Origin of the sequence: Chryseobacterium paludis, from assembly GCF_025403485.1 — a bacterium.
Classification (GTDB): Bacteria; Bacteroidota; Bacteroidia; order Flavobacteriales; family Weeksellaceae; genus Chryseobacterium; species Chryseobacterium paludis.
In genome coordinates this window covers 873604-890954 of sequence record NZ_CP099966.1, presented here as the reverse complement: position 1 = coordinate 890954, position 17351 = coordinate 873604, and the positions used below count along the sequence as shown (strand labels likewise).

General features: G+C 34.7%; 17 protein-coding genes. 11 read left to right on the top strand and 6 right to left on the bottom strand.

The window, feature by feature from the left end:
• Positions 1–31 precede the first annotated feature (31 nt).
• A complete protein-coding gene (gene rsmG / locus NG806_RS03655; RefSeq protein WP_214825584.1) occupies positions 32–667 on the bottom strand; it encodes a 16S rRNA (guanine(527)-N(7))-methyltransferase RsmG in 636 nt (211 codons plus the stop codon).
• 97 nt (positions 668–764) lie between these two features.
• Entirely contained in the window at positions 765–2102 is a 1338-nt protein-coding gene (locus NG806_RS03650) for a M28 family metallopeptidase (RefSeq protein WP_261512009.1), read from the bottom strand.
• Positions 2103–2228: 126 nt separating this feature from the next.
• Here NG806_RS03650 and NG806_RS03645 point away from each other — a divergent pair, with 126 nt between their 5' ends.
• From NG806_RS03645 to NG806_RS03625, 5 genes are all read left to right on the top strand, one after another.
• Positions 2229–3422 carry a pyridoxal phosphate-dependent aminotransferase gene (locus NG806_RS03645; RefSeq protein ID WP_261512008.1) on the top strand — a complete coding sequence of 398 codons (1194 nt, stop codon included), beginning with the start codon at positions 2229–2231 and terminating at the stop codon, positions 3420–3422.
• A gap of 13 nt (positions 3423–3435) precedes the next feature.
• Positions 3436–6375, top strand: coding sequence for a M16 family metallopeptidase (locus NG806_RS03640; RefSeq protein ID WP_261512007.1), 2940 nt, complete (start codon positions 3436–3438; stop codon positions 6373–6375).
• Between the two features lie 147 nt (positions 6376–6522).
• Complete coding sequence (locus NG806_RS03635; RefSeq protein WP_214825592.1) at positions 6523–7155, top strand: peroxiredoxin; 633 nt, start codon at positions 6523–6525, stop codon at positions 7153–7155.
• 62 nt (positions 7156–7217) lie between these two features.
• Complete coding sequence (locus NG806_RS03630; protein WP_214825593.1) at positions 7218–7526, top strand: thioredoxin family protein; 309 nt, start codon at positions 7218–7220, stop codon at positions 7524–7526.
• Positions 7526–7774, top strand: a complete 249-nt coding sequence (locus NG806_RS03625; protein ID WP_027375263.1) for a DUF6952 family protein — start codon at positions 7526–7528, stop codon at positions 7772–7774. The genes NG806_RS03630 and NG806_RS03625 overlap by 1 nt, the downstream gene beginning before the upstream one ends.
• A 115-nt stretch (positions 7775–7889) precedes the next feature.
• Here NG806_RS03625 and NG806_RS03620 read toward each other — a convergent pair whose 3' ends face one another.
• The 4 genes from NG806_RS03620 to NG806_RS03605 all read right to left on the bottom strand — a co-directional run bounded on the left by NG806_RS03620 (position 7890) and on the right by NG806_RS03605 (position 10603).
• Complete coding sequence (locus tag NG806_RS03620) at positions 7890–8258, bottom strand: VOC family protein (protein WP_214825596.1); 369 nt, start codon at positions 8256–8258, stop codon at positions 7890–7892.
• 114 nt (positions 8259–8372) lie between these two features.
• Positions 8373–9059, bottom strand: coding sequence for a Bax inhibitor-1/YccA family protein (locus NG806_RS03615; protein ID WP_214825598.1), 687 nt, complete (start codon positions 9057–9059; stop codon positions 8373–8375).
• Positions 9060–9088: 29 nt separating this feature from the next.
• A complete protein-coding gene (locus tag NG806_RS03610; protein ID WP_214825600.1) occupies positions 9089–9544 on the bottom strand; it encodes a peptidylprolyl isomerase in 456 nt (151 codons plus the stop codon).
• A 24-nt stretch (positions 9545–9568) separates the two neighbouring features.
• Complete coding sequence (locus NG806_RS03605; RefSeq protein ID WP_214825602.1) at positions 9569–10603, bottom strand: acyl-CoA reductase; 1035 nt, start codon at positions 10601–10603, stop codon at positions 9569–9571.
• A 59-nt stretch (positions 10604–10662) separates the two neighbouring features.
• On the opposite strand from NG806_RS03605, the gene NG806_RS03600 reads away from it, so the two are divergent.
• The 6 genes from NG806_RS03600 to NG806_RS03575 all read left to right on the top strand — a co-directional run bounded on the left by NG806_RS03600 (position 10663) and on the right by NG806_RS03575 (position 17349).
• Positions 10663–11013, top strand: coding sequence for a 4Fe-4S binding protein (locus NG806_RS03600; protein WP_214825604.1), 351 nt, complete (start codon positions 10663–10665; stop codon positions 11011–11013).
• A 121-nt stretch (positions 11014–11134) separates the two neighbouring features.
• The gene (gene serC / locus NG806_RS03595) at positions 11135–12199 is read left to right on the top strand and encodes a 3-phosphoserine/phosphohydroxythreonine transaminase (RefSeq protein ID WP_214825606.1); all 1065 of its coding nucleotides are present in this window, start codon (positions 11135–11137) and stop codon (positions 12197–12199) included.
• 115 nt (positions 12200–12314) lie between these two features.
• Positions 12315–13280 (top strand): D-2-hydroxyacid dehydrogenase, encoded by a 966-nt coding sequence (locus tag NG806_RS03590; protein ID WP_214825608.1) that lies wholly within the window; start codon positions 12315–12317, stop codon positions 13278–13280.
• Positions 13281–13282: 2 nt separating this feature from the next.
• Entirely contained in the window at positions 13283–14527 is a 1245-nt protein-coding gene (locus tag NG806_RS03585) for a DUF1015 domain-containing protein (RefSeq protein WP_214825610.1), read from the top strand.
• A 274-nt stretch (positions 14528–14801) separates the two neighbouring features.
• Positions 14802–15989 carry a M28 family peptidase gene (locus NG806_RS03580; RefSeq protein WP_261512006.1) on the top strand — a complete coding sequence of 396 codons (1188 nt, stop codon included), beginning with the start codon at positions 14802–14804 and terminating at the stop codon, positions 15987–15989.
• Position 15990: 1 nt separating this feature from the next.
• Complete coding sequence (locus NG806_RS03575) at positions 15991–17349, top strand: M28 family peptidase (RefSeq protein ID WP_261512005.1); 1359 nt, start codon at positions 15991–15993, stop codon at positions 17347–17349.
• The last annotated feature ends 2 nt before the right edge of the window (positions 17350–17351 follow it).

Here is a 17351-nt window from a genome sequence, read left to right as displayed (position 1 = left end):
TTAGCAAAAACTATTCCTTAATTAAGATAAATTAAGAATTAAAATTACCTTTTGATACATAAACCACTTTTTTAGTATCAAAAAACTCTCCTTCGAAATAATTTTTAAGATTAAAGATTTCAGATTTAATGCCACCCAGCTCTTCAGCCAGATCTCCACCTTTTAAGTATAAAACTCCATTATGTTTGGCATTAAACTGCTCTTTTTCAAATTTCCCTTTTAACCATTTTAAAAATTCCGGCATTTGTGTTACTGCTCTACTCACCACAAAATGGAATTTTTCTTTAAGCTTCTCAGCTCTTCCATGAATGGCAGTTACGTTTTTCAATCCCACCCCTTCTGCAACAGCATTCACAACACTTATCTTTTTTCCTATAGAATCAATTAAAGTAAATTGTGATTCCGGAAATAAAATAGCTAAAGGAATTCCTGGAAAACCACCACCTGTTCCAATATCTAAAACTCTGGTTCCTGGTGTAAATTCCATTACTTTAGCAATTCCCAATGAGTGTAGAATATGCTTTTCGTACAAAGATTCCATATCTTTTCTGGAAATTACATTAATCTTTTCATTCCATTCTGTATAGAGATTTTCTAACTGAGTGAACTGTTGTATCTGATTTTCTGTAAGATCGGGAAAGTATTTTAATAGTAACGATATAGACATAAGAATTATTATAATTTGCAAAAATAAGTTTATTTAACATTGTATTCAAATTAAGTCGCTCAAATCAGGGTTTTAATTTAAACAATCACAACTCTGATCATCTGGCAATAACTGGAATAACAGGGATACTTAAATTTCCAGTTTGGTTAACTGCCTGTACTGCAAAAATATAATTATCCTTTGACAATGGAACTTTAATAGAAAGATCCTTGGTAAATATTTTTTTCTGCCACGCCGGACTATCCGTTTCTCTTACAAGCACATAATATCCAATTGGGAGCCCAGATTTTGGCTTTTTCCAATGCAATGTGGTAGAATTTGTAAGCGCTTTAACCTCTATTTCCACATTCTCGGGCTTTGCCGTAGATTTAGCAAGACTGGCCAACACCGCAATATTTGCAGCTACATTCTTTTTCAGGTAGTTATAATCAATAAATTCAGGAAGGTCACCATATTGTTTTCCATTTTCCATTCTTACATCCTGATGCTGATGGTCATAGTTCTCATAATATTCAGTCAGCCTTACGGAAGGAAATCCATAATTAACAAAACTTGAATGATCTCCGCCACGCAAAAATCTATCATTTCTATAGATCAATTTAACCTCAAGTTTCTTTACATATTTTTCTGCAGTTTCTTTAATGTATCTGGCTAATTGCCTGGATTCACCGTCATTTTCCAACCCTAAGTTTCTTATTCCCATTGCCTTTTTATCTAAATCTAAATAAGGCAAACCTTCACTAAACACGCGCAAGGTGTTATTATTGATCTCATTGGTCTCTCCAGCCTTAGCATTTCCTATCATGTCATTATTTAATACAGCCTCGATCTGCATGTTTTCATTCTTAGCTTTTTCTGCTAATAGTTTAGACCCGAGTAAAGACTGCTCTTCTCCGGAAAAAGCAACAAAAATAACAGATGCCGGAAATTTGGATCTGCTCAAAATCCTTGCGGCTTCTATTACCGCACTTACTCCACTGCCATCATCATTTGCCCCGGGAGCAAATGATGTTCTATTCATAACATCCGTAACCCGTGAATCCAGATGTCCTGAAATCAAAAAGATTCTTTTATCATTAGAATCTGTTCCTTTTAAATAAGCAATAGGATTACCAAGATTCGTTATTTGATCTACCCGTTTTCCGTCTGGCTGAATGTCCTGCTGTTGTAAATACACATCCATTCTTCCTTCAGAATTTTTCGCATAGTCTGTGAATTTACCAAGAACCCAATTCCTCGCTGCTCCTATTCCTTTATTCTGATCATCAATGGCGCTTAGTGTATGTCTCGTATTAAAACCGACAAGTTTGTTGATATAACTTTTTAGAGAATCCGAGCTCACCTCAGAAACGTATTTTTTTATTTCACTATCTTTTGAACTAACCTGTGAAAAAATAACAGATGGAGCCAACATTAAAAAAAGAAAATATTTCATAATCAAAAATCTTTTAAGCCGATCAATCCAAATATACTAAATCTCTTTTTTGAATGCAGTTTTTTATTTCACACCTCAGTCACATTAAGTTTTTATTATATATTTGTTACAATAGAAAAAGACTACATGGACAAACTTTCAGATAGAGTAAAAAGATTAGGTTACTCCCAAACTTTCGTAATGTCTAATAAGGCCAGAGAAATGAAAGCCAACGGAATAGACGTTATCAGTTTAACTCTCGGCGAACCGGATTTTGATGTTCCCGACAACATAAAACAAGCGGCATTCGACGCTATTAATCAAAATTTCAGTCACTACTCTCCCGTTCCCGGCTTTTTGGAACTTCGTGAAGCGATTGCTTACAAATTAAAGAGAGATAACAATATAGAATACAAGCCTACCCAAATTTGTGTTTCCAATGGTGCAAAACAAGCTATTTTAAATGTTTTGGCAGCTATTATCAATGATGGAGATGAAGTTATTCTTCCAACGCCATACTGGGTAAGCTATGATGAAATGGTAAAAATGATGGGTGGAAATTCTGTGATGGTATCCACTTCGTATGTCACTGATTTTAAAATCACTGCCGAACAATTAGAAGAGGCCATTACTGATAAAACCAAGGCTATCCTATTCAGCTCACCTTGTAATCCTTCTGGAGGTTATTACACTTATGACGAACTGAAATCTTTAGCGCAGGTTATTGCAAAATATCCACAGGTTACAGTAATTTCTGATGAGATCTATGAGTTCATCAATTATGAAACTAAAACAGCATCTATTGCTCAGTTTCTTGAGATATATGAACAAACTGCCGTGATCAATGGTATGTCAAAAGCTTTTGCAATGACAGGCTGGAGAATCGGATATTCTGCATGCCCGGAATGGCTTGCAAAAGCTTGTGAAAAAGTTCAGGGACAGATGACCAGTGGAGCTAATACAATGGCACAAAGAGCCTCTATAACAGCATTAAAAACCGACCCTTCAGAATACAGATACATGATCGATGCTTTCAAAAAAAGAAGGGATCTTGTGTATGGTCTAATTACTGAAATTCCGGGATTCAAAGTTCTTTTACCAAAAGCAGCGTTTTATTTCTTTCCTGATATCTCCCATTATATTGGTAAAACCTTAGATGGAAATGAAATCAAAGATGCCGATGATTTTGCGATGTTCATTTTAGAAAATGCCCATGTAGGTTGTGTAGGTGGTGTTTCATTCGGAAGTCCGGAATGCATCAGATTCTCGTATGCTGCATCAGAAGATGATTTAAGGGAAGCGATGAGAAGGATTAAAGAGTTATTACAGAAATTTAACTAATAAACACCATAAAATGAATTTTTTCAAAAGAATTACCATTGCATCCAGTATTGCTGCTGCAAGTTTTAGTGGTTATGCTTTCGGACAGGATTTCCAATGGAAGGAAGCTACATCCAAAGGTTATACCTATCGGTATGTAACCAACGATCCTACTTCAGCAAGATATTATACATTAAAAAACGGGTTAACAGTTATTTTAAGCCCTACGACTAAAGATCCGAGAATCCAGGCTTATATTGCTACCAAAGCAGGAAGTAAAACAGACCCGGCGGATCATACAGGTCTTGCTCATTATCTGGAACACATGCTTTTCAAAGGAACTGACAGGTTTGGTTCTAAAGACTGGGCAAAAGAAAAACCTTTGTTAGATCAAATTGATGCTCTTTATGAAAAATACAATCAGACTAAAGATGAATCCAAGAGAAAGGAAATCTACAAAGAAATAGATAAAGTTTCCGGAGAAGCAGCAAAATATGCCATTGCCAATGAGTATGATAAATTGATGTCCGGAATGGGAGCTGACGGAACCAATGCCTTTACTTCTTTTGAACAAACAGTATATACTGAAGACATTCCAGCGAATGTTACAGATAAATTCTTAGCCGTTCAGGCTGAAAGATTCAGACAACCGGTTTTAAGACTTTTCCATACTGAGCTTGAAGCTGTTTATGAGGAAAAAAACAGAGGACTGGACAGTGATTCAAGAAAAGTTTCTGAAGCAATGTTTGCTGCTATTTTCCCTAATAACAATTATGGAAAACAAACAACAATAGGAACTGTTGAGCATTTAAAAAATCCATCTTTAAAAGCGATCAGAGAGTATTTCGATAATTACTATGTACCTAACAATATGGGAATCATCATGTCCGGAGACTTTAATCCCGACGAAATGATTACAAAAATTGATAAGGACTTCTCTTATATGAAGTCTAAAGCAATCCCAGTATATAATATTGGTCAGGAAAAACCAATTACAGCGCCTATTACGAAAGAGGTTTTTGGACCGAATCCTGAAAACATAACAATAGGTTTCAGATTTCCGGGTGCTACTACAAAAGATGCCAGACTTCTTAATCTAATAGGAAGTATGCTAACAAACGGACAAGCAGGTCTTATCGATCTGGATCTGATAAAAAAACAAAAACTGTTGGGAGCATATGCTTTTCCATATGTTTTAAAAGATTATTCTGTTCTTTTCTTACAGGGAAACCCTACGGAAGGGCAATCTTTGGATCAGGTTAAAGCTTTATTACTTCAGGAAATTGATAAACTAAGAAAAGGAGAATTCTCTGATGATCTTATTCAGTCCATTGTAAATAACGAAAGAAAAAATATCATTCAGAATAACGAAAAATATTCTTCCAGAGCGAGTACATTAATGGATGAATTCACTTCTGATATTGATCATAAGGCAGCTTTGGAATATGTGGAGGAAATATCCAAGCTTACGAAAAAAGATATTATGGATTTCACTTCAAAATATCTTCAGGACAACAATTATGTTGCTGTTTATAAAAGAAAAGGAGAAGATAAAAATATTGTAAAAGTTGATAAACCTACAATTACTCCGGTATCTGTAAACAGAGATGATCAATCTGATTTTGTAAAAAAAATCAACGAGATGCCTGAAGCGGCTATCTCTCCGGTTTGGCTGAATTTCGACAAAGATATTGCCAAGAATAAATTAGGAGGTGTCGATGTTCTTTCGGTAAAAAATACTGATAATGAGCTGTTCAGACTTTATTATTATTTTGATTCCGGAAAATGGAATAACAAGATGCTTCCTTTAGCTGCGGAATATCTGCAGTATTTAGGAACAAAAAATAAATCTTCTGAGGCAATCAGTAAAGAATTTTACAAATTAGCATCAAGTTTCAGTGTTGGTGCCGGTAATGAAGAAACATACGTTACATTAGAAGGTTTAAATGAAAACTTTGACAAAACAGCTGCGTTGTTTGAGGATTTAATTAAAAACTGTGAGGCCGATCAAAGTGCTTTAGATTCTTATAAAGCAAGATTGAAAAAGTCAAGAGCGAATGCTAAACAAAATAAGGGAACTATTATGTCCGGCTTAAGAAGTTACGCACAGTATGGAGCTCAAAACCCTTTCAACAATGTACTAAGTGATGCAGAGCTTGACGCTTTAAAGGCTGAAGATCTTATCAAAATACTTCATGACCTGTTTAATTACAAGCATAAAGTGCTTTATTACGGTCCAAAATCAGGAAGTGAGGCAGTTGCATCTCTGAACCCGATCCACAAACTTCCTGCTACTTTAAAAGAGATGCCGAAGTCTAAAACATTTGCACAGATTGCAACAGATAAGAACAAAGTATTGTTTGCTCATTACGATATGGTTCAGGCTGAAGTTTTCTGGGTAAGAAATGGAGATGCCTACAATTCAGCAATTACACCTACCGTAAGCTTATTCAATAACTACTTTGGTGGTGGAATGGGTTCTATTGTATTTCAAACAATCAGAGAATCTAAAGCTTTAGCATATTCTACTTATAGCTATTTCTCTCTTCCAAGCAAAAAAGAAGATAAAGATATTATAACAGCTTATGTAGGAACACAGGCAGATAAATTCAATGAGTCTACTACTGCAATGAATGAACTTCTTACTACTCTGCCACAGTCTCAGCAATTATTTGAAACTGCTAAAAGTGGATTGAAGAAATCCATTGCTTCTGAAAGAATCACTCAGGACGGGATCATCTTCACCTATTTAAGAGCTCAAAAGCTTGGTAATATGAGTGATATAAGAAGGAATGTATATGAACAGGCTCCAAAATTAGCATTTACCGACATCAACAGTTTCCACGATAAGGAAATGAAAGGTAAAAATTATACCTATTGTCTGGTCGCTTCTCAAGACAAAGTAAATGAAGCCGATATGCAAAAGTTAGGCGAGGTGAAAAAACTCAACTTAACTGAAATATTCGGTTACTAAAAATAAGAAAAAAGCCCTGAATTCAGGGCTTTTTTCTTTCTATCGAAATGAAAACAATTATAGATTTTATTTATCGAAATACGTTTGTTTGATAGATAAATCATTCATATATTTGCAACAGAAAATTAAATATAAAAACAGAAAATTATGTCTTTAGTAGGAAAAAAATTCCCGAATCTAACAATCGATGCGATGTCTGAAATGGGTGATGATTTAAGAATCAACATTTTAGAACAAACAACTAAAAATCAAGAGAAAGTTATCTTATTCTGGTATCCAAAAGATTTCACTTTTGTTTGCCCTACAGAGCTTCACGCTTTTCAAGATGCTTTAGGTGAATTCGAAAAAAGAAACACTAAAGTAATCGGAGCTTCATGTGATACTAACGAAGTACATTTTGCATGGTTAAATACTGCAAAAGATAATGGAGGTATTGAAGGAGTAACTTACCCACTTTTAGCTGATACTCACAGACAATTAGCAAATATCTTAGGAATTGTAGATCAGGATTTCGATTATGATGATGAAGGAAATGAAAGCTTTACAGGATCTAACGTAACTTACAGAGCAACATATCTTATCGATGAAACAGGAAAGATTTTCCACGAGTCTGTAAACGATATGCCTCTTGGAAGAAACGTAAAAGAATATTTAAGATTAATTGATGCTTATACTCACGTTCAGAAGCATGGAGAAGTTTGTCCGGCAAACTGGGAAGAAGGTAAAGAAGCTATGAAAGCTGACAGAAATTCAACCGCTGAATATTTAGCTAAAAACTAAAAATAACAATGGGGTTTGAATTTTTCAGACCCTATTTTTTTTAATTAAAAATCACAACAATTATGTATACAGAATTAACAGAAGATACGTTACAAAATATCGTTAATGACAATGAAAAAGTAGTCGTTCAATATGGCGCTACATGGTGTGGGAACTGTAGAATTATGAAACCTAAATTCAAAAAATTAGCTTCTGAAAATGACGCGATTCCATTCTTATATGTAGATGCAGAAAAATTACCAGAAAGTAGAAAATTAGCTAAAGTTGATAACTTACCTACTTTTGCCATTTTCAAAAATGGAGAATTGGTGAATCAGGTTCAATCTAATCAGGCTGAAAGTCTAATTAACCTTTTTAATGAATTAGCATAATGAAGTTACCTGTAATCAGACAATTTTATCAAAATCAGACCCCTGAAAACCTTGAAAAAACATTAGAAGTTTTAGAAAGCTTCAGTGAATTCAGAGGAACAAGTGAAGAGGACTTAAATGTTGCCGGAGAATTAATCACCAACATCTGTGGGGCTTTAGAAGTTCATGCTAATGTTCAAAACGGAATGAGCGAAAAAGATGCTTTAAACTCTTTTGCACAAAAGGTTTTAGGATCTATAGATAAATAATATTGAATCGTAAGATTCAAAACTCAAAGTAAAGATTTAAAATCTGAGACTTAAATAATAAAAAAATCCCGATGATCTTACATCAGGATTTTTTTGTTTTTTAGAAATTACTTTATCAATCCCGCTGCTTAACAATAAAAACGGTACCGGCAGGATCTGTGATCCAATGCATATTATCAGGAATTTTTTCAAATTCATCACAGGTCTCTACTTTGTTATCTTTAAGATGAGATATTGCAGCAGCTACATCAGGTACGTTCAGTTCTAACCATGTTTCAGAATGGGTATAATTATCAACACAATCCAACCAGACCGTATTACCACCAAACTTCACTTCATGAGTTCTTGATACTGTTGGATTACTGATCGGCTTTTCTTCTACTTCCAGCTTTAGAATATCCTTATAAAAAGATACCGTCTGTTCGTATTTATTTTTAGGGATCTTTATGGCAATATTAAGTCCGCCTTCAAATTTTGCTTCCATAATTAAGTTTTTGTTTTTAAAGTGTTTTCCAAATTACACAAATTGAACAGAAATTAAAAATCCCGATGAAATTTCACCGGGATTATATTTATCATTACTTGTTTAGTATCTTGATTAGCTTCTTCTGCTCATCAGGATGCTTAAGATATACCAGAATAAAAGCATGATCGAAGCAAAAAGCTGAAGAGCTGCTCCCACATACTGATCTGTACCATAAGAATCTTTAAGTTTGCTTGTTTGATATAAAATGGTGGCAGAAGCCAGAATTACCATTCCAACAGAGAACCAAAGTCCAAGGTTAAATCCAAAGATCATTCCCGCTACAATAAGACCTATTGAAACAAATCCACCAATTACGATGATATTTCTCAGGAATGAAAAATCTCTTTTAGAAGTAAATGCAACAGCTGATATCCCGGCAAACATAGCAACAGTTAAAGTAGCGGCCTGAAAGATAACATTGGGGCCGGAATATACCATCGCAATATAAATCAGTGGCAGGAAAATAACAGCTTCCAACAATACATAAAATCCAAGTCCTAAGTATTGAGTTGATTTGCTTTGTGATAATGACCATTTGGAAGCTAAAATAGAGGCAATCCAGAAAACCCCGATGATCAGTAACCATGCGTATTTCTGAGCAAACATCATATAGATTAACTCAGCAGGAACGGTTTTCAATAAAATAGTTTCAACCCCGATAAATGCAAGGATCGAAAGTGCAACGTGTAAATACGTTTTCTTGTAAAAATCAGCTTTTTCTACGTCCGTAGATTGAGCTACTAAAATATCTTTAGTCATAGTTTATATTTTCTTTAAATATAACGAAATTATTTATTTTTCTCTTCCGGTTTTACTCCAATAATCTTGCCATCGTCCTCAAATAAAACGTTAACGAGATCTTTTGGTAGAGAGGATTTGTCATCCGAATATTTATATTGGATCATAGGATAACTAACCCCATCCATTAGTGTTTGATGATCTGATTTAAAAACTTCCATTTTTCTATCCAATTGAATACCATTCGATAATTTTTCCAGAACTTTATCCGTAACCAGAGTTTTTACCTTTTCAGAAATTAGATCATCAATTGCCTTACGATCAGTAGGAGTCTTTAAAGCCTTTATAAATGCAAAGTACTTTTCATTGTATAGGGCGATCTTCTCTTTACTTACTTCTACAGCTGCTTCCTTTTTATCATTGTTCTCAACCTTTACATCCACAACTTTCTGAGAAAAGAAAAATTGAGCTAAAAAAAGTGTTACTGCTAAAAATATTTTTTTCATATAATGAGATTTGGTTCTATAAAGTTAGACTATTTCTAGAAACTTCATAGTATCCACATTATCCGCATAAGTATCTAAGCCCGGATTTTGTGCTTCCCCAAAATGAATAGAATCAAATCCCAATTCATCCTTAGCTACAATACACTGAATGTCTTCTTCATTTTCTGTAATAAAATTTTTCACGTCATCTAAAGAAGAATATCTGCTAAAATTAATAACCGAAAGTGGACTGAATAATTTATCATCCTCTTTTAACATGACAAAATTATTATCCCAAAACAGATCTCTGTTCAAAAGATAAACCGCTTTGTTATAGTCGTAATTATTGGCATATTTATGATGGTTGATAATATCCTGGTATTCTAAAAAGCTCTCAAACAGCCTGTCAATTAAAAAATCTTCAGGAATAAAAATCCGGGTTACATTTCTACAGCCTAATCCAAAATATTGGAAAATATCTTTTGCTAAAAGTTGTAATTCGGCTTCTGTCTCGTCACCTTTTAAAACAGCAACAGAAGTCCTGTTTTTACGAATGATATTCAAATGATTTTTAAAATAATATTCAAGATACCTTGCTGTGTTGTTACTTCCTGTAGCAATAACGGCGTCGAAATTTTCCAGTCTCTCAACAAACTCATACTCCACTTGGTCATTTGAAAACTCTTTCCATTTCTTTAATAAAAAAGGAACCGTGTATTTATCTTTTGAAGATAGTTTGATCACCGGAATATGATTGCTTAAAACTACAGAAATCACATCATGCCATCCAACTAACGGAATATTTCCAGCTAAGATTAACCCTACTCTTTTTGGAGTTTTGGAAGCAGAATAATCTTTAAGCCAATTCTTTATATTCTCTTCCCTCAGTAAATCTGCCCATTGTTTGAAAGCAAATTTCTGATTATCAATAGTAAACCATGGGTTCTCTATTTCAGACTTCTTTAATAATAATTCAAATTCAGAATCATCTTCATTAAATTCTTCCGTACTTTTTGCTAAATACGCTCTTATATAATCACTTAGTTTAATAAGTCCTAAAACTTGATTTTCGATATTCATAATTACTGTAAAATTGGGGAATATTTTGTAATTTTGTGCAAATTTAAAAAAAATTAGCGATGGCTATTAAAATAACTGATGAATGCATTAATTGTGGAGCCTGCGAACCAGAGTGCCCAAATACTGCAATATATGAAGGAGCCGTAGATTGGAAAGCTTCCGAAGGTACTGAATTAAAAGGTACTATAACATTGCCATCAGGACTAACAGTGGATGCAGATTCACCTCAGGAACCTGTAAGTGATGATGTTTATTTTATTGTTACTGATAAATGTACAGAGTGTAAAGGATTCCATGAAGAACCACAATGTGCCGCAGTTTGTCCTGTAGATTGCTGTGTCCCAGATGAGGATCATGTAGAGTCTGAAGAAGCTTTACTTAATAAAAAAGCGTTCTTACACGGTGAATAAAAAATGCCGTCTCATCAATTATGGGACGGTTTTTTTAATTATAAATTGAAAGATCTATTAAAAATATTAAAAGTGAAACCACAGGTTTTCAAAAGCCTGTAACAACCAAAAAAATAAAAATATGAGCAAAAAGCACAATTTCAGCGCAGGACCATGTATCTTACCAGAAGAGGTATTTCAAAAATCAGCAGAGGCTATTCTTGATTTCAATGGTATCGGATTATCGATCCTTGAAATTTCTCACAGAAGCAAAGATTTTGTTGCTGTAATGGATGAAGCGCGTGCCATTGTAAAAAGACTGATGAACCTTGGTGATGATTATGAAGTATTATATTTAGGCGGTGGTGCTAGCTTACAGTTTGCAATGGTTCCTTACAACCTGATGAAAGTGGGCGGAAAAGCTGCTTATCTAGATACCGGAACTTGGGCTGCAGGAGCTATTAAAGAAGCGAAAAAAGTTGGAACTGTAGATGTTTTAGGTTCTTCAAAAGAAGAGAATTATTCTTTCATTCCAAAAGATTATACAGTTTCTTCAGATTATGATTATTTCCATTGCACATCAAATAATACCATTTATGGAACTCAAATGAAGTCATTTCCAGAAGTAGATACTTTAATGGTTTGTGATATGAGTTCTGATATTTTCTCAAGACAGCTTGATTTCAGTAAATTTGATTTGATTTATGCTGGAGCTCAGAAGAATATGGGACCTGCAGGAGTAACATTGGTTGTTGTAAAAAAAGATATTCTTGGAAAAACGGGAAGAGAAAATATGCCTTCTTATTTTGATTATGAACAGCATATCAATAAAGAATCAATGTATAACACTCCACCGGTTTTCCCTGTTTATGCGTCTTTATTAACGCTTCAATATCTTGAAAGAAATGGTGGAATTGCAGCTGCAGAGCAAAGAAATGAGGCAAAAGCCAAACTTCTTTATGACGAAATAGACAACAATCCCCTATTTGAAACGTTCTGTGTAAAAGAAGATCGCTCTCTAATGAACGTTTCTTTCAAATTATTAGACGAAACAAAAAAAGAAGCTTTTGACAATGCATGGAAAGCAGCAGGAATTAATGGATTAAACGGACACAGAAGTTTAGGAGGTTACAGAGCCAGTTTATACAACGCACTCCCTATCGAAAGCGTTCAGGTTTTGGTTGATGTAATGAAATCTATCAAGTAATTCAAACATTAAAGAATTAAAAGATTGTAGTGCTAATAATAATTTTATTAATTTGCAAACCAATTTTAAATATTTAAATTCTTCAATCTTTAAATTTTTTAAATAAAAAGAAAGTATGAAAGTCTTAGCTAACGATGGAATTTCCAAAGCGGGAGAATTAGCTTTAAAAGAAGCAGGAATTGAGATTCTGAATAACCGTGTTGCACAGGATCACGTCATTAATTTCATTAACGAAAATAATGTTGATGTTCTTTTGGTTAGAAGTGCCACTAAAGTAAGACAAGATCTTATTGATGCCTGTCCTGGTCTTCAGATCATAGGAAGAGGTGGCATCGGAATGGATAATATTGATGTTGATTATGCTAAAAGCAAGGGCATCCAGGTAATCAATACACCAACAGCATCTTCAAAATCTGTTGCCGAATTGGTATTTGCTCACTTCTTTTCTTTAGCCCGATTCTTACACGAATCCAATAGACTGATGCCTTTGGAAGGAGAAACTCATTTCGATGCGATGAAAAAATCGTTCAGTAATGCGTATGAACTTTCAGGAAAAACATTGGGAGTAATTGGTTTCGGAAGCATAGGCCAGGAGGTTGTAAAGATGGGAATATCTTTAGGAATGAAGGTGAAAGTTTTAACCCGAAAACCTAAAACAAAAACGCTTTCTTTATCATTTTTTGACGGACAAACAGTGAACTTTGAAATTGAATCCACAAACGATACAGATGCTTTCTACAAGGATACTGATTTTATAAGCATTAATACGCCTAAGACAAATGAATATATCATAGACACCGCACAATTTGAAAAGATGAAAGATGGTGTTTATATTGTAAATACTGCAAGGGGCGGTGTAATTAATGAAGTTTCACTACTCGATTTTATCGAATCCGGTAAGGTAGCAGGCGCAGCATTGGACGTTTTTGAAAACGAACCGAGCCCTGAACTGACTTTATTGATGAACCCATCATTATCTCTTTCTCCCCATATTGGTGGAAATACAGTAGATGCTCAGGAAAAAATCGGAGTTGAACTTGCAGAACAAATTATCAAGCTACAAAAAGAAACTATAAAATAAATATGCCTGTTTTTAAACCATTTCGCGGAATTAGACCTCATAAAGACTTTGAGCAGACTTTTCCAACACATCCATTAGACAATTTCACTCAAGAGGAAATTGCCGAAAAAGCTCAGGTTGAGAACACTTACATTAATATGATAAAACCTTATGTTGTAAGTAAATCTAAAGATATTGACCGGAATTTAAGAAAGATCCGTTCTACTTTTGAAGAACTTATGGACGAGAAAAAACTTGTCCAGGACAGTTCAGCATACTATCTTTATGAGCAGATCTACCCCAGCAAACAGGTTTTCAGAGGATTGCTTGGTCTAACCAGTCTTGAAGATTTCTGGAATGGGAAGATTAAAAGACATGAAAGTACCATTCCTCAGAAAAAAGAAAAACTGGCCCATTATCTTGAAAAAGTAAACCTACAGGCTGAGCCTGTACTCCTTACCTATCCATCAAATTCGAAAGTTGAGCTACTGATGAATCACGAGGAGAAAAATGTACCTATTTTCAATCATGTCGATTCTAAAGGAATCAGACATAAAATCTGGAGAATTGATAACCGTCTAAAACTACAGCAGTTTAAGGAAGTGATCGAACAGATCGATTCTTTCTACATTGCTGATGGTCACCACAGAATTGGCTCTACTGCATTGAATGCCAAGCATCATAAGGATAAAAATAAAAGACATAACGGTACTGAAGCATACAATTTTGTATTTAGTTTTATCGTTTCCAATCAGTCTATTAAAATTCATGATTACAATAGAATTGTAGCTGATATTAATGGTTTATCGACTGCCGACTTCTTAAAGCAGCTTGAACATTATTTTCTAATTCATGAAAAAGAAGAAACGGCTTACTATCCTTCGCAAAAATTCCACATGTCGATGTATCTGGATGGTAAATTCTACTCTTTACACGTAAAGCATGATCTTCGTTCTCAGGAGATGTCATTAGACAATCTTGATCACCATCTTTTGGATAAATATATATTTAAGGATATTTTGAAAATTGAAGATCCTGATAGCTCAGATAAAATTTCTTATATTAAAGGGACTTCTAATCTTGAAGGAATCAGTCTATTAAAAGAAAAAATCGACAATGGCGAAGGTCGTGTAGGTTTCGGGATCTATCCTGTAAGTTTTAATGATATGATTAAAATTTCAGATCTCAAATTAAGCATGCCTCCGAAATGTACATTTATTGAGCCTAAATTAGTTACAGCACTATTAATGTACGACATGAAACCTTAGATTATTTCTATTTTTTTCCTACTTTTATAGACGGAAAAGAAAAGGTAAATCAAAAAATGAAAAAAATATTCATTATCATACTTCCACTCTTTTTGAGTGGATTTTTATTTTCTCAAAAAAAACTCAAAAGAAGCCTCAGAAAAAATCGACGACAGCAAAATTCAACTATCATGATGAATTTAAACAGATTTCTGATGAAATTTTAACCAACGGTACCGCATACGAAAATTTAGAAGAACTAACCAAAGGCATTGGCCCTCGTTTTAGTGCCACTTTGGGTTATGCTAAGGCAACGGAATGGGCAGAAAGAAAACTTAAGGAAGCCGGCGCTGAAAACATCTGGAAACAGGACGTCAGAGTCCCTGTTTGGATAAGAGGACGAGAATCTCTACAGATAAAAACGGGTAATGGTGATTGGAAGAATATTAGAATGTTATCTTTTGGAAATTCTGAAGGAACAGGCGGGAAAGACCTTACAGCAGATATTTTATTGGTTAAAGATATTCCTGAGCTTAACACACTGACTTCCGCTCAGGTAAAAGATAAAATTATTTTTGTGAACTCCCCTATAGATCAAAAAATCATCAATACAGTGGATTCCTACTTAATTACAGCAAAATCAAAATTACTATCCGCATCTGTAATTGGCAAAAAAGGAGCAAAAGGTTTAATTATCAGATCACTGACAACCGCTTCTGATGATATTCCACATGCCAAAATGATTTACTATGAACCTGATGACCGAATAAAAATACCTGCCGTAACAATAGGTGCAAAATCAGCTAATGAATTAGAAAAGCTTTTGAAAAAACAGACCGTCAAGGCGAGATTGAATATGTCTGCTGAATCAAAAGGAGATGCTATTAACCATAATATTATTGGGGAAATTCCCGGAAAGAAAGATTCCAAGGTGATTGTTTTGGGAGCACAGCTGGATTCCTGGGATTTCGCAGAGGGTGCTCATGATGATGGATCGGGAGTCGTACAATGTCTTGAGGTATTGAGAGCTATTAAAGCTTTAGATATCAATAATAACCATACGATAAGAGTTGTTCTTTATGCTAACAGTGAAAATGGCGGCCAGGGACGGGAAAGCTATGCAGCTTATGTTAAAAAGAAAGATGAGAAACATATTTTTGCCCTGGGAACTGATTCCGGTGGTTATTCTCCCAGAGGATTTTCATTAGATATGGCCCCTCAAAGGCGAAGGCTGATCTTTGACTGGAAAAGTTATTTCCTTCCTTACGGAGTTTATGATTTTGACCAAACTTACGCAATACAGGACATCTCTCCTTTAAAGAAACTCGATATTCCGTTAGCAGAATTGGTTGTTGATACTCAAAGATACTTTGATTACCACCACTCTTCTGAAGATACTTTTGACAAAGTCAATAAAAGAGAGCTTTTATTGGGTGCCGTAGTGATGACACAAATGATTTTTATGATCGATAAAAATTGGTAATATGAAAAAATTGGTATACAGCTCGCTAATTCTTCTGGGTATCACCATATCTGGACAGTCCAAAGAAGATTCAATACAGTTTAATAAGATTTCTACAGAAATTTTAAATAATGGAAAAGGTTACGAAGAACTCAGAGATCTGACCAAAAACATTGGGAAGCGTTTAAGTGGTTCTGAAGCCTATGAAAAATCAGTACAATGGGCAGCTAAACAGCTTCGTGAAGCAGGAGCTGATAAAGTCTGGCTTCAGGAAGTAATTATCCCGGTCTGGGAAAGAGGAAAAGAATCTTTACAGATCAAAACCAACAATGGGCAATCAAAAACCCTGAAGATGCTTTCTCTTGGAAATTCTGAAGGAACAGGTGGAAAAGATGTCAGTGGAGAAATTATTATGGTAAAATCACTGGAAGAATATGACCGTCTTCCTGCTGAGCAAGTAAAAGGTAAAATTGTCTTCTTTAACCATCCTTTTGATCAGAGTTATGCACAAACTTTCATTGCATATAGGGAAGGGGGAGCTTACAGACGTACGGCAGCTTCTCTAACCGCCAAAAAAGGCGGTAAATATGCCATCATTCGTTCATTATCATCTGCGTTTGATGATGTTCCACATACCGGTGTAATGAAGTATGAAGACAATATAGCTAAAGTTCCTGCAGTCTGTATTGGAAATACTACAGCTGATGATCTCGAAAAACTTTTAAAAACCCAAAAAGTAATTGCAACACTTAATTCCAATTGTGGAATGAGGGGTGAAAAACTCTCCCACTCTGTAATCGGAGAAATTACTGGTAAAAAAGATAAAAGTGTTATTGTTGTGGGTGGACACCTCGACTCCTGGGATGTTGGTGAGGGTGCCCATGATGACGGATCTGGAATTGTTCAAAGTATTGAGGTCTTAAGAACATTTAAAAAATTAGGAATTCAAAATAATCATACCATAAGAGCAGTTTGTTTTGCAAATGAAGAGAATGGGACTAAAGGGGGAAAACAGTACGGAAAAACAGCAAAAGACACTAATGAAAAGCATCTTTTTGCTATAGAATCTGATGCAGGAGGTTTTTCTCCAAGGGGAATTTCTCTGGAAATGAATGAACAAAACAGAAAACAGATCCAAAGTTGGGTTAATCTGTTTTTGCCATATGGAGTTTATAATTTCGATGGAAAATATTCAGGATCGGATATTGCTCCACTTCATGAAATGGGAGTTCCTACCGCTGAATTAGTTCCTGATCCACAACGTTATTTCGATATCCATCACACAGCAGAAGATACTTTTGAAAAAGTAAATAGAAGAGAATTACTTTTAGGTTCTACAGTAATGACACAACTTATTTATATGATCGATAAAAATTGGTAAAT